The following is an 18,761-nucleotide window of genomic DNA, read 5'->3' as shown; positions in this document are numbered from 1 at the left end:
TCCTGCAAAAAACGAACTAGGGAAAAACGCTTAGTCGTTTGCAGGCATAGGTGGACGCTCGAGACGGTCCTTACGGGTCAGAAGATGTGCGGGATGATACTGCCAGCGCTGCACTTCAGGTAGCGCCGCGGTAGCAGAAAAAGAAGGTAATAGCGCGACTGCGGTCGCGCCACAATAATGCTGGCAGTCACTGCAACTGCCATCACAGGACATGTGTTCGGCCATGGCACTGGCGTGAACCGAGGCCATCTCACTGTCGTCACAACAGGCATGCTCTGCCGCCATGGCGTGATGTTCCATACTCATATCCATGCTGGCATGCACCGCCGCGCCAGGCGCAGCAGTGGCGGCTGGTGCGCTAAGCGGCACCAGCAACAAAACCAGAATGAGCATTCGAATCATGACGTTCATGGCGACAGTGTAACCCAATTATTACCAGATAGTCACGCGTTCTTCAGGTGGTAAGTACAGCTCGTCACCTGGCTTCACGTCAAAGGCTTCATAAAATGCCGGAACGTTGACCACGGTACCGTTTACCCGATAGTAAGCAGGCGAGTGCGGATCGCTCAGCACCTGGTTACGGGTGTATTCGTCACGCTGCTTGGTCTGCCAGACCTGCGCCCAGCCCAGGAATACACGTTGCTCACCGGTAAAACCGTCAAGTACCGGAGACTCTTCACCGTTTAACGAATCTTTATAGGCTTTATAAGCGATGGTCACACCTGCCAGATCGCCGATGTTCTCACCCAGCGTCAGCTTACCGTTCACAAATACGCCTTCGATCGGCTCATATAAGTCGTACTGGGCTGCCAGCATTGCGCCGCGTTCATCAAAGGCTTCACGGTCGGCATCAGTCCACCAGCTTTGCAGGTTACCGTCGCCATCGTATTTTGAGCCCTGATCGTCAAAACCGTGACCGATCTCGTGACCAATGACCGCGCCAATACCGCCATAGTTGACTGCATCTTCAGCGTTCATGTTAAAGAACGGCGGTTGCAGAATGCCGGCCGGGAACACGATCTCGTTACGTACCGGGCTGTAATAAGCGTTCACGGTCTGTGGCGTCATGCCCCAGTCTTCTTCTTTCACCGGCTGGCCGATTTTGCTGATGTTTTCCTGATAATCGAACGCAGCTGAGCGCTTGTAGTTACCCACTAAGTCGTCTTCAGATACGACCAGCGCCGAATAGTCGCGCCATTCGCTTGGGTAACCAATGTACGGAGTGAATTTGCTCAGTTTTTCCAATGCTTTTTGCTTGGTCTCTTCGCTCATCCACTCAAGTTCTTTAATCGACTCGCCGTAAGCTTTAATCAGGTTGTCGACCAGGGTTTCCATGCGCTCTTTTGCCGCTGGCGGGAAGTATTCAGCAACATACAGCTGGCCCAACACCTCGCCAAGGGCATCATCAGTGGCGCTGACACCACGCTTCCAGCGCGGCTCTTGCTCAGGGGTACCGTTAAGTACTTTGCCGTAGAAGGCAAAACGGCGGTCGCTGATTTCTTCGCTTAAGGCACCGGCAAAGCCGTTGACCAGACGCAGGCTCAGGTAATGTTTCCAGGTGTCCAGTGGCACGCCGGCAAACATAGCGCCAAAGCTCTCGAAGTAAGAAGGCTGACGTACTACAGCGTCCTGCACGGTGGCAATGCCAGCGGCTTCGGTGTAGGCGCCCAGGTTAAAGTCACCCAGTAACGCTTTGACTTCGTCCATGGTTTTTTTGTTGTAGGTTTTGTCTGCGTTACGGCTTTCAACGCGGCTCCACTGCACTTCGGCTAACTTAGTTTCCAGCTCCAGTACTGCTTCGGCGGCAGCTTTGGCAGCGTCCTGTTCATAACCAACCAGCGCCAGCATATCGGTCATGTACGAGGTATAAGCTTCGCGAATTTCGACGAACTTTTCCTCGTCTTTTAGGTAATAGTCGCGATCAGGAAGGCCAAGGCCCGCCTGGCTCATGTACATGGCGTTCATTTCCGGGTTTTTCGCATCGGCATATACATAAAAGCCGAATGGCGAGCTGATACCGAAGCGTGCCATTTGCGCGAATTGAGCAGCGACCTGATCATGGTTTTTCAGTTTATTGATAGCCTCAAGGTCAGCAGCAATGGGCTCGTAGCCAAGGCTGTTCAGACGCTCAACGTCCATGTAGCTATTGAAGAAGTCACCGATTTTGTCAGCGTTGGAGCCTGGCTCAGGTGAGCTGGCGGCTGCGGTTTCGATAATTTTACGCAGGCGCTCCTGATTTTCGTCGCGCAGCTCATTAAACGAGCCGATACGTGAGCGATCCGCCGGAATTTCAGTGCGCTCTACCCAACCACCGTTTACATAGGTGAACAGATCGTCCTGAGGACGCACGCTGGTGTTGAAATCGTTCATATCAAGACCTGAGGTCAGCTGTTGTTGCTGGGCATCGGCCTGAGTCTGTTCGGTGGTGTTGTTTTCGGTCTGGTTGGACTGCGGTGAGCAGGCGGCAACTCCAAGTGCCAGTGCGACACTCAGCGCCAAAGTACTAACTTTACGCATAACTTCCTCATTCAATAATGCAAAGACGTTATTTGATATCGGTTATTAGTTACTGGATAACCAATATCAAATATCAAATAACGGTGTTGTCGTTAATGGCCTATCACGTCGTCGGTGAATAGGTATTCTTTTAATTCTTCGTCAAACTTTTTGTCCCGGCGACGGATCCACTCCAACGTCATTGCCGCGTGCTCTTTTTCCTCGTCACGATTGTGAATCAGAATTTTTTTTAGCTCTTCGTCGTTACAGACGTCAATGCGTTGGTTGTACCAATCGACGGCTTCTAACTCTTCCATCAGGGAAATAATGGCACGATGCATGTCACGGGTTTCATCCGAGAGCAGCTCGTAGGGTTCATGATAACCTTCGTTCGCCATAACTCGCTCCTTTTCTTCTGTAAAAAAGTTTGTCTGCGAAGTACTTCATTACCTTACGGCATCACGGGCGGGTGTACAACTTGAAAGCGTGCAAAAAAAACACCGCGGTGGCTGAGCCAGCGCGGTGTTTGTTGTCATTAGCGAGGTGTTCGTTCCAACCATCGCGGTGTACGAGGGTTGGACCCGTAGTAGAACTACGGGTTACTTCTTCTTCGCTTTCTTGTTTGGCAGGTCGGTAATCGAGCCTTCAAACACTTCCGCGGCCAGGCCAACTGATTCGTGCAGCGTTGGGTGTGCGTGAATGGTCAGCGCGATGTCTTCTGCATCACAGCCCATTTCGATAGCAAGACACAGTTCACCCATCAATTCGCCGGCGTTTGAACCTACGGTTGCAGCACCAATAATGCGCTCGTTTTTGTCAAACAACAGCTTGGTCATGCCGTCGGTCGAACCCTGTGCAATGGCACGGCCAGATGCTGACCATGGGAATACCGCTGTTTCGTATTCGATGCCTTGCGCTTTCGCTTCTTTCTCGGTCAGACCGGTCCATGCAACTTCTGGATCAGTGTACGCAATTGAAGGAATCACTTTCGGGTCGAAGTAGTGCTTCATACCAGAGATAACTTCAGCAGCAACGTGACCTTCGTGCACGGCTTTGTGAGCCAGCATTGGTTGGCCAACCAGGTCACCGATGGCGAAGATGTTTTTCACATTGGTGCGCATTTGCTTGTCGACGTTAATGAAACCACGGTCGGTAACTTCAACACCGGCTTTATCTGCACCTACTTTGTCACCGTTTGGCGAACGGCCAACAGCAACCAGTACAGCGTCATACTTGACCGGCTTCTCAGGTGCGTTTTCACCTTCAAAGGTCACGTGAATGCCGTCTTTCTTGGCTTCCACTTTCGCCGCTTTGGTGTTCAGCATGATGTTATCGAACTTCTTCTTCATGCTCTTAGTGAACGGCTTAATGATGTCTTTGTCAGCAGGTGGAATCAGCTGATCGGTCATTTCAACCACGTCGATGGTTGAACCCAGTGCCGCGTAGACACAGCCCATTTCCAGACCGATAATACCGCCACCCAAAATCAACATGCGATCAGGTACAAAGCGCAGTTCAAGGGCGTCGGTTGAGTCCCAGATACGCTCGTCGTCATGAGGTACAAAAGGTAGTTTGATCGACTGCGAGCCAGCAGCGATAATCGCGTGCTCAAAGTTCACGATGGTTTCGTTGCCGTCGTTGTCGGTCACTTTCATTTTCTTGTCGCTGGCGAATTCACCGTTACCGGTGACCACTTTCACCTTACGCATTTTCGACATTTGACCCAGACCGCCGGTCAGCTGGCCAACGACTTTTTCTTTGTGCTCACGAATTTTGTCGAGATCAATTTTTGGCTCGCCGAATTCGATGCCTTCTGCCGCCATGTGCTTAGCGTCTTCAATGTGCTTGGCAAGGTGCAGCAATGCTTTTGACGGAATACAGCCAACGTTCAGACATACACCACCTAGCGTGCTGTAACGCTCAACAAGTACGGTATCTAAACCTAAATCGGCAGCACGGAAGGCTGCTGAATAACCCCCAGGGCCTGAACCGAGTACGACCACTTGGGCATTAATTTCTTTGCTCATGACGACCTCTTACTTTCGTAGAATTTCGTTGAATTCGGTTAAATTTCGCGCGGGGCGGATTATAACAGCCTCCGCGCGATTTGTTTAATTTATAGGATGAGTTTTCTGATATCCGACAGGACATTGCACAGATACACACTAAAACGTGCGGCAACCGCGCCGTCAATCACACGATGGTCGTATGACAGGCTGGTTGGCAACATCAGGCGTGGCTCAAACTCGTCACCGTTCCATTTAGGCTTCATTTCGCTCTTCGAAACGCCCAGAATAGCGACGTCCGGGGCGTTCACGATAGGCGTAAACGCCGTACCGCCAATGCCACCCAGGCTTGAGATTGAGAAACAACCGCCCTGCATGTCCTGCGACTTCAGCTTGCCGTCACGCGCGCGGCTGCTGACATCCATCAGTTCTTCAGACAGCTGGTAGATACCTTTTTTGTCGACGTCACGAATGACCGGTACGACCAGGCCTCCCGGAGTATCCACCGCAATACCGATATGAATGTATTTCTTCATGATCAGGTGCTCGCCGTCTTCTGCCAGTGAGGAGTTAAAGACCGGATACTCCTGCAGCGCTTTGGCGACCGCTTTCATGATGAATACCAACGGGGTGATCTTCACGCCGTCTTTCTTCTTGGCCTGCAGCTCGTTCTCTTGCTTACGGAAGTTCTCGAGCTCGGTAATATCGGCTTCGTCAAACTGCGTAACGTGTGGAATGGTCACCCAGTTGCGGTGCAGGTTCGGTCCCGAAATTTTCTGAATACGGGTTAATGGCACTTCTTCAATTTCACCGAACTTGCTGAAGTCGACTTTCGGTGGCGCGATGACTTGTAAGCCACCGGAGCCTTTCGAGGTACCCGCCGAAGCTGTTGCTTTCGGGCGTGACAGTTCGTATTTCACGTATTCCTGCACGTCTTCTTTGAGGATACGTTCCTTGCGACCGCTGCCTTTCACCTCGTTCAGGTTCACACCAAACTCGCGCGCCAGACGGCGTACTGCCGGCGATGCGTAGGCAAGGCCTTCGGCTTTACCCTTTTTGTCGAGTGGGTGATCAGGTACGGGTGGGGCTTTGCGCTCACCGGATGCGGTGACACGACCTTCCTCTTCGTCTGAAGGGGCTGACCCGGACGGGGCTGCCCCCTCTGCATCTTCGCCAGAAGATGCATCGGCGTCAGCCGACGAAGATTTTGATTCGGCCGACGAAGATTTTGATTCACCCTCGTCTTCTTCTTCCGACTTTTTACCCGTAGTAGAGCTACGGGCTACTTCCAGGGTGATGACCAGCGAGCCTTCGCTGACTTTGTCACCGGTGTTGACTTCCACGGACTTGACGGTGCCGGCTTCAGGGCTTGGCACGTCCATGGTGGCTTTGTCGGTTTCGAGGGTGATCAGGCCATCTTCTTTTTCAATGCTGTCGCCTTCGGAGACGAGAACTTCGATGACTTCAACGTCGGTGTCGCCGCCGATGTCGGGGACTTTGACTTCGATGACTTCGGTTTCGCCCGAGTCATCTTTGTCTTTGTCTTCGTCTTTGTCGGTGGGTTCTTCTTCGTCACCGGCATCTTCTTTGTCGGAGGTTTCACCCGTAGTAGAACTACGGGCTACGTCGTCCCCGTCACCGCCATTGTCCGAATCGTCGTCGCCCGAGTCTTCGTCTTCGTCGTCTGAGCCTTCGTCAGCGGCGGCCAGCATGGCGATGAGGTCGCCTTCGGAGATCTTGTCACCGACGCTGACTTTGATTTCGTCGACTTTGCCGGCGAACGGTGCCGGGATGTCCATTGAGGCTTTGTCGCTCTCAACGGTGATCAGGCCGTCTTCAGCTTCGACGCTGTCGCCTTTGCTGACCAGAACCTCGATGACTTCAACTTCTTCGCCGCCGACATCGGGGGCGTGTACTTCTTTTAAATCTGCCATAGTCGTCTGCGCTCCCCTGTTTTATGCGTAAAGTGGGTTGGTTTTGTCGACGTCGATGCCGAAGTCTTTGATTGCCTGAGCAACCACCTTCTTGTCGATATCGCCAGCTTTTGCAAGCTCAGCCAACGCAGCAACGGTAATGTACTCAGCACTCACTTCGAAGTGACGACGCAGATTCTCGCGACTGTCTGAGCGACCAAAACCATCGGTACCCAGCACGCGATAAGGCGTAGGGACCCAGGCGCGGATCTGGTCAGCATACAATTTCTGGTAATCGGTTGCGGCGATGGTTGGACCCTTAGCCTTCTCAAGAAGCTTAGTTACATAAGCAACTTTTTCTTTCTTGGTCGGGTTAAGCATGTTGTAACGATCCACATCCAGACCTTCACGCGCCAGCTCGTTAAACGAGGTCGCGCTATAAACGGTTGAGGTCACGCCATACTTGTCAGCAAGAATTTCTGCCGCAGCACGCACCTGCTGTAAAATAGTGCCCGAGCCAAGCAACTGCACTTCTGCCTTGGTTTTCTTGGCTTCGTGCTTCTCAAGCTCGTACATACCCTTGATGATGCCCTCTTCTACCCCTTCCGGCATTTCCGGCTGATGGTAGTTTTCGTTCATCACGGTAATGTAATAGAACACGTTTTCCTGCTCGCCGTACATGCGACGTAAACCGTCCTGCACAATGACTGCAATCTCGTAACCGAAGGTTGGGTCATACGTGACACAGTTTGGTACGGTATTAAACAGAATGTGGCTGCTACCGTCCTGGTGCTGCAAGCCTTCACCGTTAAGCGTGGTGCGTCCAGCGGTACCACCGACCAAAAAGCCACGCGCCTGGCTGTCACCAGCGGCCCAGACCAGGTCACCCACGCGCTGGAAACCGAACATTGAGTAATAGATGTAGAACGGAATCATCGGCACATTGTTGGTCGAGTAGCTGGTTGCAGCTGCCACCCAAGAGGCCATGGCGCCAAGCTCATTAATGCCTTCCTGTAACACCTGGCCTTCTTTATCTTCACGATAGTAAGCGACCTGATCGGCATCCTGCGGCTCGTATTTCTGACCCTGGCTTGAGTAGATACCGACCTGACGGAACAAGCCTTCCATACCAAAGGTACGGGCTTCATCAGGGATAATCGGCACCACGCGCTTGCCAATCTTCTTGTCTTTCAGCAGCGCCGTCAGTACACGCACAAATGCCATTGTGGTTGAGATCTGACGATCGCCTGAGCCTTTGAGTACCGACTCAAACGCTTTCAGTGGCGGCATTTCCAATTCCACGTCGGTGTTGGCGCGACGTTTTGGCATGTAGCCACCCAAGGCCTCGCGACGCTCGCGCATGTACTTCATTTCCGGGCTGTCGTCCGGGAATTTGTAGAATGGAATATCTTCCAGCTCGTCATCCTTTACGGGAATATTGAAACGGTCACGGAAGTGCTTAATCGCTTCCATGTCCATTTTCTTCACCTGGTGGGCAATATTCTTACCTTCACCCGCAGAGCCCATGCCGTAACCTTTCACGGTTTTCGCCAGAATGACCTGAGGACGACCCTTAGTGTTTACTGCTTTATGATAAGCAGCGTAAACTTTCACCGGATCGTGACCACCACGGTTCAGACGCCAGATATCTTCATCTGACAGGTTGGCGACCATTTCTTTGGTTTCTTCGGTCTTGCCGAAGAAGTGCTCACGGGTGTAGGCACCACCTTTGGCTTTATAGTTCTGGTATTCACCGTCGACGGTTTCTTGCATGATCTGGGCAAGCTTACCTTCGGTGTCACGGTACAGAAGCGGATCCCAGTAGCGACCCCAAATCACTTTAATAACTTCCCAGCCAGCGCCGCGGAAGGTACCTTCAAGTTCCTGAATGATCTTGCCGTTACCACGAACCGGGCCATCCAGACGCTGCAGGTTACAGTTCACGATAAAGGTCAGGTTGTCGAGCCCTTCGCGGGTCGCAAGGCCAATGGCGCCTAAGCTTTCTGGCTCATCCACCTCACCGTCACCTAAGAAGCAGTAAACGCGCTGCTTAGAGCAGTCTTTAATGCCACGGTCAGTTAAATATTTCAGGTAACGCGCCTGATAAATGGCCTGAATCGGGCCTAACCCCATTGAAACGGTCGGGAACTGCCAGAAATCAGGCATCAGTTTCGGATGCGGGTAAGAGCTGATGCCCTCGCCGTCAACTTCCTGACGGAAGTTGTTCAGTTCGTCTTCACTGATACGACCTTCTAAATAAGCACGGGCATAAATACCCGGAGACGCGTGGCCCTGAATAAACAGGAAATCGCCACCGTCTTCATCAGTTGGCGCGCGGAAAAAGTGGTTAAAGCCGACATCGTAAATCATCGCCGATGACGCGAAACTTGAAATATGGCCGCCCAGCTCCAGCTCTTTTTTCGAAGCGCGCAGTACCATAGCCAATGCATTCCAGCGAATAGCGGCGCGTACCCGCGCTTCCATGCTCTGGTCACCTGGCATGGTCGGCTCCTGGCTGGCCGGAATCGTGTTCAGGTACGCGGTCGTCGCTGCGTATGGCAAGTAAGCACCACTACGGCGGGCTTTTTCAATCAACGACTCCAACAAGAAATGGCCACGCTCGGGGCCATCTTCTTCAAGGACGACTTCGAGGGCGTCAAGCCACTCGCGCGTTTCCTGTGGATCCAGATCGTCTTTAAAATGGTCGGTCATACTCTTTCCTTACCCAGTTTGCGTTCGACGTAAAGACCGTTGAATGCGCGACTGTTCGCGATTCGAGGTCAATAACGCGTGTTCAATAAAGGCTAGCAGCTGATGGCACGCTTCGCGCGCTTGTTCAGGTTCGCCAGCTTTGATGGCAGCGACAATCTGCTGCCGATGTTCGTGAAGTTGCTGCATGACGCCCGGCTTATGTGCCAGGTCCTGCAGGTTTTGCTGAATATTTTTTTGTAACAGTGGCTGCATACTGCGCACCAGATGCAGGAGGATCACATTATGCGATGCTTCGCAGATGCGCAGGTTAAATTCGGTGAGCGCCTGTGCCTGTGCGGCGAGATCAGCGCCGGGCTCTTCTTTGATAGCAGTGAACGCCTGCTCAATGTGCGTTAAGTCATTTGGTGTACCGCGCATGGCCGCATAATACGACGAGATGCCTTCGAGCGCGTGACGAAACTCAAGCAGATCGAACTGCGATTCCGGGTGCTGTGTTAGCAATTCAAGCAAGGGCTCCGCCACGCGCGCTTGCATATTATCGCAAACATAGGTGCCGCCGCCTTGACGTCGCTCAAGTAAACCGCGTGCTTCGAGCTTCTGAATGGCCTCACGCAGACTCGGCCGCGACACCGAAAACTGATGCGCAAGATCGCGCTCCGACGGCAAGCGCGCGCCAGCTTCCAGGGTACCGTCGACGATCATGGCTTCAATGCGTTGCATGATCACGTCGGACAGTTTGGTCGGTTGTATGCGGTCAAAAGCCATCGTTTTTGAAAACCTTAAGGCGTTATTTGATACTGGATATTGGTTATTGGGTGAATTCACTAATATCCAATAACTAATATCCAATAACACTCTCGCATTTCATTAATGGGTCATTGGTCTTACCAAACGCATTTTAGTCGAAAACGGGGGCGAACCCAACCTTTTCTTTTTTAGACCCAGCCAGCTATCGTCATAGTTGCCAATAAAACGATAAAGAACAGCATGTTACGCTTCACCAGCGCGACGCTGGTCAGAGCAGTTGAGGTGACGTCGTCCTCATGTTTGGGAGTCAGATCCTCAGCCGCATTTGCCACTTTGGCAAGCGCCTCGAAGTTATTCTGTGGGCGATTGCCGACGGAATTGAGCCAGACCGGTAATGCTTTGCTGAAATTACCGACCATCAGAAAGCCAAAGCTCATGATGCGGGTCGGCAGCCAGTTCACCACCAGCTGCAACTGTTTCCAGGACTTATTACGCGGGTGCTTCATATCGCGTAAGGTGGCATATACCAACGCGCCGAACACACCAAACAGGACATAATATAACAAGGTTGCAAAATAATAGCGCAGGTGAATCCAGATCAAGAGCTCATGTACTGAGGCGGCCTCATGCCGTGCTGCCGCGTGGCGTAAAATGCGTAACTGCTGCGCGCAGCCATCGTCATCACCGCTGTTGGCGGCTTCTAAATAGGCTTTGTAAGCATCACGCGCCTCGCGACATTGCATGGTGGCCAGCAGTGCCAGCACGCCCACCACGAACGACACCAGAAACGAGTCTAATAAAGCCACAATGAAGCTAATGATCAGCGCCGGTAGCACTGCCCAGACGACTTCGCCAAGCAGATGCTGGCGCCATTCGCTCACTTTTTCCTGAGCGTCGCCGCCGCGCCCCATTTGCGTTTGCCGGGTCTGCCAATGCTGCCAGCGTAAGACAATACGGCGCCAGTGCAGGTTGCGACTTAGCGTTACTGTACGCTCTAAGGAATATGCCAATAAAATTGCCAATAATTGCATTTACAGTTCCTCGTTCAGCAGCGATTTAAAATACTGCCAGTCAAAAGCCGGGCCCGGATCGGTTTTGCGCACCGGCGCGATGTGTTGATGGCCGACAATGCGTTGCGGTGTCAGTGCCGGATAGGTGCGCACCAGTGCTGCGGCAACCTTTGCAAGTTGTTGATACTGCTCTTTAGTGTAGGGCTCGGTGTCCGTTCCCTCAAGTTCAATACCGACGGTAAAATCGTTACAGCCCTTGCGCCCACAATAATGCGACTTGCCGGCATGCCAGGCACGCAAATGAAAGGGCACATATTGGACGATGCGGCCGTCACGGTGAATCACACAGTGCGCCGACACGCGTAATCCTTCGAGCACATCGAAGCTTGGGTGTGCTTTTGGATCAAGCGTACCCATAAAAAGCTGATCAATATAAGGCTGACCAAACTCCCCGGCTGGCAGGCTAATGCCATGCACAATCAGGACACTGATATCCTGAGCGTCAGGACGCTCGTTATGATGGGGCGATAACTTCTGCTCAACCCCCTGCAGTTGACCGGCACTGATTTCCAATGTTGATTCCTTTGTGTTTTATCAGGCTTGCATAGCTAACATTGTCACCCCAGCCGCCAGCCATTACAATACGCTCTTGTTTCGCCCACTATTATTCGCCCACTAAGAGAGCCGCAACAATGGACACTCGCGTACAACCCGAACTGCTCGCTGCCGATCGTAACTACATGGTAAGCCGTGCCTTACAAGAGGATCTGAACGGCATGAGCGGTGATTTGGATATCACCGCACAGCTGATTCCGGCCACGCAGCAGGCTTACGGTCGTATTATTACGCGCGAAGACGCAGTGATTTGCGGCGTGGAGTGGGTGAATGAAGTGTTTGAGCAACTAGGTAGCGAAGTCACGCTGACCTGGCATGTTACTGACGGCGATAAGGTGACAGCCGACAGCTTACTCTGCGAGCTACGTGGTCCGGCGCGGGCCATACTGACCGGTGAGCGCACCGCGCTTAACTTCTTGCAAACGCTTTCCGGCGTGGCGACCACCACCGCACAGTACGTGAAACATCTGGCCGGCTCGAATACCCGTCTGCTTGATACCCGCAAAACCATTCCGGGTCTGCGCACGGCGCTGAAGTACGCTGTGGTCTGTGGCGGCGGCAGTAATCACCGCGTCGGCTTGTACGATGCTTACCTGATTAAAGAGAACCACATTATGGCTTGTGGCTCGATTGCCGCAGCCGTAGCTGAGGCGCGCCGATTGAATCCGGAAAAAACGATCGAAGTTGAAGTCGAAAACCTCGAGGAATATCAGTCGGCGCTCGACGCTGGTGCTGATATTATCATGTTAGACAACTTTGACTATGACGATATTCATACAGCCGTTAAAACGAAGTCAAAAAATGTGCGTCTTGAAGTGTCCGGAAATGTAACAGCAGAGCAGCTTGAGCGTCTTGTAAGTACCGGAATTGATTACATTTCTTCAGGCGCCCTCACGAAACATATACAAGCCGTTGATCTTTCCCTGCGAATTTCAGATCTGTAAGTATTGACGATTCCCTTACATCTGCTATGTTTACAAGGCAGTGCGCAAACCGCAGGCTAGGCTACATGCGAGCCAGTGGGATGCCAGGCAAATGCTTTAAAAGGCAAAACCGTCGAGAGGCGGTGACGCAAAACCTCCGGTCCCTACCGGCGCTTTTCAGTCTTTGAGTGTAAAGACGCTGGCGGATAGCGGGGCTGCAGGCTAAAGTCTGGTGGATGGCGTGGCTTTTCGACTTTTCACGGTCGCTGGCGCAACCACAGTCTTTCGGCTAGTGCAGAGTACGTTGTTGTTGGTGTGACAACCAACAAAGGATTGCCACACCGGACAACAATAACAATTGAATTGCTTACGTTACTTTCGGGAGATTTGACATGAAAGCGCAAGTACAAAAAGGTTTCACCTTAATCGAATTGATGATTGTTGTTGCAATCATCGGTATCCTGGCGGCCGTCGCCATTCCTCTTTATACTGACTATACACAGCGCGCAAGAGCTAGTACTGGTATTTCAGCGTTATCAACTTATAAGCAAGCTGTATCCCTTTGTTATCAAAGTACCGGGCAGTTTACGGGCTGTAGCGCTGACAATAATCGCATTCCTGAAAATATAGCTGATGCTGATGATGTTTCAGGTGTCATTCAAACAGTCGTATCAGATGGGGTTATTCATGCTGAACTAGACGCAACTAATGGTCCCGGTGGTGCTTCTACCAGCGGCAATATTGTCGTTGAGCTCGTTCCTATCGCTGTTGGCGGTAACAATATTGACTGGAATATCCACTGTACAGACCAAGATCGAGTCGACGGTTGCACTACGCAAGAAAGCATTACTGCTGGCTCAGTCACGAACTCAGCTTCGGTAGCAGCTTCTGGCGGCTCAACAACCCCTTAAGTCTGATAAAAACGAAACCGAGAAAGCTTAGAATATTTTTTGGGGATCGAGCGTTTCGATCCCCTGATTTTTACCCCATTTGGCATATTGCTCCATGCTACATCATTCTCTAGCAGCTCTACTGCTGCGTGACAGACGAATTCCTGAAGCGCAACTTAAAAGTTGTAGTGAGTATGCATGGGAAACAAAGTTACCGTTCACTAGTGTTCTCATCGAAAGGAAGTTAATCCAGGCCAGTGAGCTAGCAGCGTTTTGTTATCAAGAGTCTAACTCTCCGTGGCTCGACCTGGATTCATTTAACTCTGAGCTTATCCCTCCGGAATTTATCAATGAGCGTTTGATACGTAAAAATCACGCTGTTCCCCTGTATCAGCGTGGCAATGTCTTGTATATCGCTGTGTCAGACCCCACTCGGATTGAAACGCTTGATGAGTTTCAGTTCCGTACGCGATTGCAAGCTGAAGCAGTGCTTGTCGAAGAAGACAAGCTACAAAAACTGATTGATAAATTATTAGAAAATGAAAGCTCCTTGCTCGGTGTTACCGAACAGGATGAGAAGGAACTCCGCGAAATCGATGCTGACGGAGAGGTACGAGATGAAAGCGGCGCGGTCACCGTTGATGGTAAGAACGATGCTCCAATAGTTATCTACATTAATAAGATGTTGCTTGATGCCATAAAGCGGGGAGCATCCGACTTACACTTTGAGCCTTATGAAGGCGAGTATCGCATTCGATTCCGTATTGACGGGGTTCTTCACGAGATAGCCCGGCCTCCTTTTGCGCTCTCCGCACGAATAGCTGCGCGATTGAAGGTTATGTCTCAGTTGGATATTGCTGAGCGGCGCTTACCCCAAGACGGTCGTATTAAGTTACGCCTATCGAAAAACCGCGCGATTGATTTTCGGGTTAGTACCTTACCGACAATGTATGGTGAGAAAATCGTGTTGCGAATTCTGGATGCCGCCGCAGCCATGATGGGTATTGAGTCGCTTGGCTATGAACCTGAGCAACAGAAGCTATACGAGAATGCGTTAACAAAACCTCAAGGTATGATTTTGGTGACAGGCCCTACCGGATCCGGTAAGACCGTTTCGCTATATACCGGTCTGAATATTCTTAATACACCGGAAGTGAATATTTCAACGGCGGAAGACCCTGTTGAAATTAACCTGCACGGTATTAATCAAGTGCAAATTAATGTAAAAGCGGGGTTAACCTTCGCCGATGCACTTCGCTCATTTCTACGGCAGGACCCAGATATCGTCATGGTCGGTGAGATTCGTGATCTGGAAACAGCTGAAATAGCGATTAAAGCTGCGCAGACCGGTCACTTAGTGCTTTCGACCTTGCATACAAACTCAGCATCAGAAACGCTGACCCGTCTTATGAATATGGGGGTTCCCTCGTATAACATCGCGAGCTCGATTACATTGATTATTGCGCAGCGGCTAGCTCGTCGACTTTGCAATGAGTGTAAAGAGCCAGAGGAAGTTCCGAAAGAGGAGTTAATTCGCCAAGGATTTACGGAAGAGCAAATTCCTCATCTAAATTTGCAACAGGCGGTTGGTTGTGACCAGTGTACGGGCGGTTTTAAAGGTCGTACAGGCGTATACGAAGTAATGCCGGTGACAGAGGCGATTCAAGAGCTTATTATGGAAAACGCAGGCTCATTGCAAATTGCCCGTCAGGCGCGCAAAGAAGGCTATAATTCATTACGACAGTCGGCTCTTCGCAAGGTCGCTGACGGCACAATAAGTCTCGCAGAGGCAAATCGCGTCACCAATTCTTAGGTCCCATAAAATAAAGGACTTACTATGGCTACTGCAGCAAAAAAATCAAAATTAGAAGCGTTCAGTGAGTTCCAATGGCAGGGCCTGAATCGCCGGGGCCAGAAAGTTAAAGGCTTAATGCGCGGTGATAGTGAAAAAGAGATTCGTGCAAAGTTGCGTGATCAAGGCATCAATCCCCGCTCCGTTAAGAAAAAAGCAAAGCCCCTTTTGGGTTATAAAAAAATCAGGGGTAGCGATATTGCCCTTTTCACCCGCCAAATAGCGACGATGCTTGAAGCCGGTGTCCCTTTATTACAAGCCTTGGAAATGGTCGCAAAGGGTACCGACCATGTTCGTGTTAGAAATCTAATGTTGACGATTGCTGATGATGTCGGCTCTGGTTCGCCTCTTGCGGCATCGCTGCGCAAGCATCCTGAAGTATTTGACCCCCTTTATTGTGATCTTGTTGATTCAGGTGAGCAGTCTGGTTCCCTCGAGGCGATTTACGATCGGATTGCGACCTATCGCGAAAAATCTGAAGCTTTAAAAGCGAAGATCAAAAAGGCACTGGTTTACCCAGCCGCAGTTATTGTGGTTGCGATCGTGGTTACCATGATTCTTCTAGTTTATGTGGTTCCACAATTCGAAAGTGTTTTTAAAGACTTCGGTGCTGAGTTACCGGCTATGACACAGTTTGTCGTCAATTTATCGGAACTGGTGCAGGCCTATGCGATATATATACTCGTAGGGTTTATTATTGCTGGCTTTCTCTTTGGCCGAGCCATGGTTAAAAGCAATAAGTTCCGCGACAAAGTTCAGGCTCTGTCACTTAAGATCCCCGTCGTTGGCATGATCCTCCACAAAGCAGCCGTCGCTCGCTTTGCTCGAACTCTTTCTACCACCTTCGCGGCGGGTGTGCCACTCATCAACGCGCTGGAATCGGCGGCGGGTGCCTCGGGTAACTCGGTGTATCGTGATGCAATTTTCCGGGTACAGGCGGACGTGACCTCGGGCATGCAAATGCACACGGCGATGGTGAATGCCGATGTGTTCCCTACCATGGCGAATCAGATGGTTTTCATTGGCGAAGAGTCGGGCTCACTGGATGATATGTTGGCCAAGGTGGCTGACGTGTACGAGCGCGAGGTCGATGATCTGGTCGATAACCTGACCGCGCTGCTTGAGCCGATGATCATGGTGGTCATTGGTGTGTTGGTAGGTGGCCTGATTGTTGCCATGTACCTGCCTATCTTTAACCTTGGCGCAGTGGTGGGCTAATGCTGGAGCAGTTTCCTGATCTGTATGCTATTTATCCGGCGTACAGCGGTCTTACTTCGTCACTTGGTTTAGTTTTAGGTCTGGTGGTTGGTAGTTTTCTGAATGTGGTGATCGGTCGTCTACCGGTCATGTTGCAGCGGCAATGGGAACGCGATTGCGCTGCAGTCACCGGTCAGCCAGAACCCAAACGGGCGAACTTTAATATTTCCACGCCGGGCTCTCATTGTCCGAAGTGTCGGCATGCGATTAAATGGTACGACAATATTCCCGTCATCAGCTGGCTGCTGCTAAAAGGTAAATGCCGTCACTGTAACGCGCGTATTTCGTTGCGCTATCCCGCCATCGAGATGCTTACCGCGGTCTTCTTTGCCGCCATTGTCTGGTATCAGGGTTTCAGTTGGCCAGCGCTTTACTACATGGTCTTTGCCGGACTGCTAATAGCCATGTTTTTCATCGACTATGACCACATGCTGCTACCCGATCAACTGACCTATTTCACACTCTGGCTGGGTCTGTTTGTGGCCTGGGCCGGCGGTCCGGTTAGCCTGGCCGATGCGGTCATTGGCGCGATTGCCGGCTACTTGTTCCTGTGGTCGGTGTACTGGGCCTATAAACTGCTGACCGGCAAAGAAGGTATGGGCTACGGTGACTTCAAGCTGCTCGCGGCCTTCGGAGCCTGGGCAGGCTATCAGATGTTACCGGTGATTGTACTGGCGTCAGCATTTAGTGGCGCGGTGATTGGTATTACGCTGCAATTGGCCGCGAAAAAAGGTCAGGGGCAACCTATTCCATTTGGGCCCTTTCTTATTTGCGGCGGCGTGATTGCGATGATTTGGGGCGAACAGTTACTGCAATGGTACTGGGGCCTGGTGCGCGTCTGATGTGGGTACTTGGCTTAACCGGCGGCATTGGTTCGGGAAAGACTACAGTGTCTGATCTGTTCGCGCAGCATGGTATTAAAGTCGTCGATGCCGACGTGATTGCCCGTCATATCATGGACAAAGGTGGCAAAGCGCTGAGCGCGGTCGGCGAACGCTACGGCAAAGAGGCGTTACTTGAGAGCGGTGAGCTTAACCGTGCCTGGTTACGCGAGAAAATCTTTGCCGAGCCAGATGAGAAGCAGTGGCTGAATGATCTCACTCACCCACTTATCCGCGAACAAATTCTGGCAGCGCTTGAGGCCGCTGACTCACCCTATGTCATTTTGTCCGCCCCCTTGTTGGTTGAAAATAATCTCACTAAGTATTGCAACCGGGTACTGGTGGTTGACGTCAGTGAAGAAACCCAGCGCCAGCGGACCTTGCAGCGCGATAATGTCAGCGCTGAACAGGTGGAGCAGATTCTGCGGTCACAGGCGTCACGCGAGGAGCGACTTGCAGCCGCCGACGATATCATTAACAATGAAGGCAAACCCGATACCTTGCCCGCGCAGGTTCGTGAGCTGCACGAGAAGTATCTGGGCTATGCCAAAGATGCCGAAGATGTGAAAAACGCGAAAAACGCAGAACTAAAAACAAAAGAAGACCGATAAACGGTCCCAGAGTTGAGATGAGCTACCAATCAGACCTGTTTCAAAGCGTTGCAACCGAACAGGAAGCCGCTATGATAGAGCGGATGACTGATCAAACCGATGTGCACACGATTAATTACGAGTACCCCTTACACGAGCGGGTACGTACCTACCTGCGCCTTGAACACCTGAAACAGCTGTTAAAACCGGACGTGGCGGTGGATGCGCGCGACTACAGCCGCTATTTTGACGCCTTGTTTGCCATTCTAGAGCTTTGCGAGCGCAGTGATGTGCGCACCGATGTGCAAAAAGATCTCGATCGCCGCCGCGCGCAACTGGAGGTCTGGTCGCAACATCCCGACGTGAACCAACAACAGGTCGAAGCCCTCGCCAGCCGGGTGAAAAAAGCCTCACAAGCCATTCAGCCTATGACCCGCATCGGTAGTCACCTGAAGCAGGATCGCCTGCTAAGCGTGACCCGACAGCGCTTTGGTATGCCTGGCGGTACCTGTAATTTTGACGTGCCACAACTGCACTACTGGCTGCATCAGTCACAGCAACGTCGTGACGAAGACTGCCAGCGCTGGTGGAGCGAGTTTGCGGTACTGTTTGAAGGGCTTGAGCTTGAGCTCGAATTACTGCGCGGTCAGGCACATTTCCAATGGGTCGTTGCCGAAGGAGGCTTGCTGCAGGAAAGCACTGAGCCATTGAGTCTGTTACGTATTCGGGTGCCGGACAGTGTGCCTGCCTACCCGGTGATAAGCGGCCACAAGCAACGCTTCAGCATTCGGTTTTTAAGTAATGCGCCGCAGCAGGGCAAAGCATCGTATGAAAGCGATGTGGAGTTCGAATTGGCGCTATGTCCATAG

Annotated in this window: 16 protein-coding genes and 1 riboswitch; of the genes, 7 read left to right on the top strand and 9 right to left on the bottom strand. The window is 51.6% G+C overall.

The window, feature by feature from the left end:
- Nucleotides 1-30: 30 nt before the first annotated feature.
- The 9 genes from CWI71_RS03475 to ampD all read right to left on the bottom strand — a co-directional run bounded on the left by CWI71_RS03475 (nt 31) and on the right by ampD (nt 11,457).
- Nucleotides 31-402 carry a hypothetical protein gene (locus tag CWI71_RS03475; protein WP_126753872.1) on the bottom strand — a complete coding sequence of 124 codons (372 nt, stop codon included), beginning with the start codon at nt 400-402 and terminating at the stop codon, nt 31-33.
- 30 nt (nt 403-432) lie between these two features.
- Nucleotides 433-2,517 carry a M13 family metallopeptidase gene (locus tag CWI71_RS03470; RefSeq protein WP_126753871.1) on the bottom strand — a complete coding sequence of 695 codons (2,085 nt, stop codon included), beginning with the start codon at nt 2,515-2,517 and terminating at the stop codon, nt 433-435.
- A gap of 92 nt (nt 2,518-2,609) precedes the next feature.
- Nucleotides 2,610-2,894: an encapsulin-associated ferritin-like protein gene (locus CWI71_RS03465; protein WP_126753870.1), complete on the bottom strand. Its 285-nt coding sequence runs from the start codon at nt 2,892-2,894 to the stop codon at nt 2,610-2,612.
- Nucleotides 2,895-3,095: 201 nt separating this feature from the next.
- Nucleotides 3,096-4,523, bottom strand: a complete 1,428-nt coding sequence (lpdA, locus tag CWI71_RS03460) for a dihydrolipoyl dehydrogenase (RefSeq protein ID WP_126753869.1) — start codon at nt 4,521-4,523, stop codon at nt 3,096-3,098.
- A gap of 89 nt (nt 4,524-4,612) precedes the next feature.
- Nucleotides 4,613-6,436 (bottom strand): dihydrolipoyllysine-residue acetyltransferase, encoded by a 1,824-nt coding sequence (aceF, locus tag CWI71_RS03455; RefSeq protein ID WP_126753868.1) that lies wholly within the window; start codon nt 6,434-6,436, stop codon nt 4,613-4,615.
- 21 nt (nt 6,437-6,457) lie between these two features.
- Complete coding sequence (gene aceE / locus CWI71_RS03450) at nt 6,458-9,127, bottom strand: pyruvate dehydrogenase (acetyl-transferring), homodimeric type (RefSeq protein ID WP_126753867.1); 2,670 nt, start codon at nt 9,125-9,127, stop codon at nt 6,458-6,460.
- Nucleotides 9,128-9,136: 9 nt separating this feature from the next.
- Nucleotides 9,137-9,892, bottom strand: a complete 756-nt coding sequence (gene pdhR, locus CWI71_RS03445) for a pyruvate dehydrogenase complex transcriptional repressor PdhR (RefSeq protein ID WP_126753866.1) — start codon at nt 9,890-9,892, stop codon at nt 9,137-9,139.
- Between the two features lie 170 nt (nt 9,893-10,062).
- Nucleotides 10,063-10,905, bottom strand: coding sequence for a regulatory signaling modulator protein AmpE (gene ampE / locus CWI71_RS03440; RefSeq protein WP_126753865.1), 843 nt, complete (start codon nt 10,903-10,905; stop codon nt 10,063-10,065).
- Nucleotides 10,906-11,457: a 1,6-anhydro-N-acetylmuramyl-L-alanine amidase AmpD gene (ampD, locus tag CWI71_RS03435; RefSeq protein ID WP_126753864.1), complete on the bottom strand. Its 552-nt coding sequence runs from the start codon at nt 11,455-11,457 to the stop codon at nt 10,906-10,908. It lies immediately after the preceding gene.
- 119 nt (nt 11,458-11,576) lie between these two features.
- Here ampD and nadC point away from each other — a divergent pair, with 119 nt between their 5' ends.
- The 7 genes from nadC (at nt 11,577) to zapD (ending at nt 18,761) form a co-directional block, all read left to right on the top strand.
- Nucleotides 11,577-12,443 (top strand): carboxylating nicotinate-nucleotide diphosphorylase, encoded by an 867-nt coding sequence (gene nadC / locus CWI71_RS03430; protein WP_126753863.1) that lies wholly within the window; start codon nt 11,577-11,579, stop codon nt 12,441-12,443.
- Nucleotides 12,444-12,535: 92 nt separating this feature from the next.
- Nucleotides 12,536-12,645: riboswitch (cyclic di-GMP riboswitch) on the top strand.
- Nucleotides 12,646-12,814: 169 nt separating this feature from the next.
- Nucleotides 12,815-13,333 (top strand): pilin, encoded by a 519-nt coding sequence (locus tag CWI71_RS12135; RefSeq protein ID WP_126753862.1) that lies wholly within the window; start codon nt 12,815-12,817, stop codon nt 13,331-13,333.
- A gap of 94 nt (nt 13,334-13,427) precedes the next feature.
- On the top strand, nt 13,428-15,125 hold the full coding sequence (gene pilB / locus CWI71_RS03420; RefSeq protein ID WP_126753861.1) for a type IV-A pilus assembly ATPase PilB: 1,698 nt from the start codon (nt 13,428-13,430) through the stop codon (nt 15,123-15,125).
- A gap of 24 nt (nt 15,126-15,149) precedes the next feature.
- Nucleotides 15,150-16,382, top strand: a complete 1,233-nt coding sequence (locus CWI71_RS03415; RefSeq protein WP_126753860.1) for a type II secretion system F family protein — start codon at nt 15,150-15,152, stop codon at nt 16,380-16,382.
- Nucleotides 16,382-17,263, top strand: coding sequence for a prepilin peptidase (locus tag CWI71_RS03410; RefSeq protein WP_126753859.1), 882 nt, complete (start codon nt 16,382-16,384; stop codon nt 17,261-17,263). Before CWI71_RS03415 ends, CWI71_RS03410 begins: the two co-directional genes overlap by 1 nt.
- Entirely contained in the window at nt 17,260-17,913 is a 654-nt protein-coding gene (coaE, locus tag CWI71_RS03405) for a dephospho-CoA kinase (protein WP_126754022.1), read from the top strand. The genes CWI71_RS03410 and coaE overlap by 4 nt, the downstream gene beginning before the upstream one ends.
- A gap of 17 nt (nt 17,914-17,930) precedes the next feature.
- Nucleotides 17,931-18,761 (top strand): cell division protein ZapD, encoded by an 831-nt coding sequence (gene zapD, locus CWI71_RS03400; RefSeq protein ID WP_126753858.1) that lies wholly within the window; start codon nt 17,931-17,933, stop codon nt 18,759-18,761.

Source organism: Pseudidiomarina insulisalsae (assembly GCF_003987065.1).
Classification (GTDB): domain Bacteria; phylum Pseudomonadota; class Gammaproteobacteria; order Enterobacterales; family Alteromonadaceae; genus Pseudidiomarina; species Pseudidiomarina insulisalsae.
Note: the sequence above shows the minus strand (reverse complement) of the source record. Positions and strands in the feature narration are given on the sequence as shown.

What these genes read in the sequence shown, in the direction of transcription:
- pdhR (WP_126753866.1), bottom strand. Translation starts at nt 9,892, where the DNA reads ATGGCTTTTGACCGCATACAACCGACCAAACTGTCCGACGTGATCATG.
- CWI71_RS03465 (WP_126753870.1), bottom strand. Translation starts at nt 2,894, where the DNA reads ATGGCGAACGAAGGTTATCATGAACCCTACGAGCTGCTCTCGGATGAA.
- nadC (WP_126753863.1), top strand. Translation starts at nt 11,577, where the DNA reads ATGGACACTCGCGTACAACCCGAACTGCTCGCTGCCGATCGTAACTAC.
- aceE (WP_126753867.1), bottom strand. Translation starts at nt 9,127, where the DNA reads ATGACCGACCATTTTAAAGACGATCTGGATCCACAGGAAACGCGCGAG.
- lpdA (WP_126753869.1), bottom strand. Translation starts at nt 4,523, where the DNA reads ATGAGCAAAGAAATTAATGCCCAAGTGGTCGTACTCGGTTCAGGCCCT.
- CWI71_RS12135 (WP_126753862.1), top strand. Translation starts at nt 12,815, where the DNA reads ATGAAAGCGCAAGTACAAAAAGGTTTCACCTTAATCGAATTGATGATT.
- pilB (WP_126753861.1), top strand. Translation starts at nt 13,428, where the DNA reads ATGCTACATCATTCTCTAGCAGCTCTACTGCTGCGTGACAGACGAATT.
- CWI71_RS03415 (WP_126753860.1), top strand. Translation starts at nt 15,150, where the DNA reads ATGGCTACTGCAGCAAAAAAATCAAAATTAGAAGCGTTCAGTGAGTTC.
- CWI71_RS03470 (WP_126753871.1), bottom strand. Translation starts at nt 2,517, where the DNA reads ATGCGTAAAGTTAGTACTTTGGCGCTGAGTGTCGCACTGGCACTTGGA.
- aceF (WP_126753868.1), bottom strand. Translation starts at nt 6,436, where the DNA reads ATGGCAGATTTAAAAGAAGTACACGCCCCCGATGTCGGCGGCGAAGAA.
- ampE (WP_126753865.1), bottom strand. Translation starts at nt 10,905, where the DNA reads ATGCAATTATTGGCAATTTTATTGGCATATTCCTTAGAGCGTACAGTA.
- zapD (WP_126753858.1), top strand. Translation starts at nt 17,931, where the DNA reads ATGAGCTACCAATCAGACCTGTTTCAAAGCGTTGCAACCGAACAGGAA.
- CWI71_RS03410 (WP_126753859.1), top strand. Translation starts at nt 16,382, where the DNA reads ATGCTGGAGCAGTTTCCTGATCTGTATGCTATTTATCCGGCGTACAGC.
- CWI71_RS03475 (WP_126753872.1), bottom strand. Translation starts at nt 402, where the DNA reads ATGATTCGAATGCTCATTCTGGTTTTGTTGCTGGTGCCGCTTAGCGCA.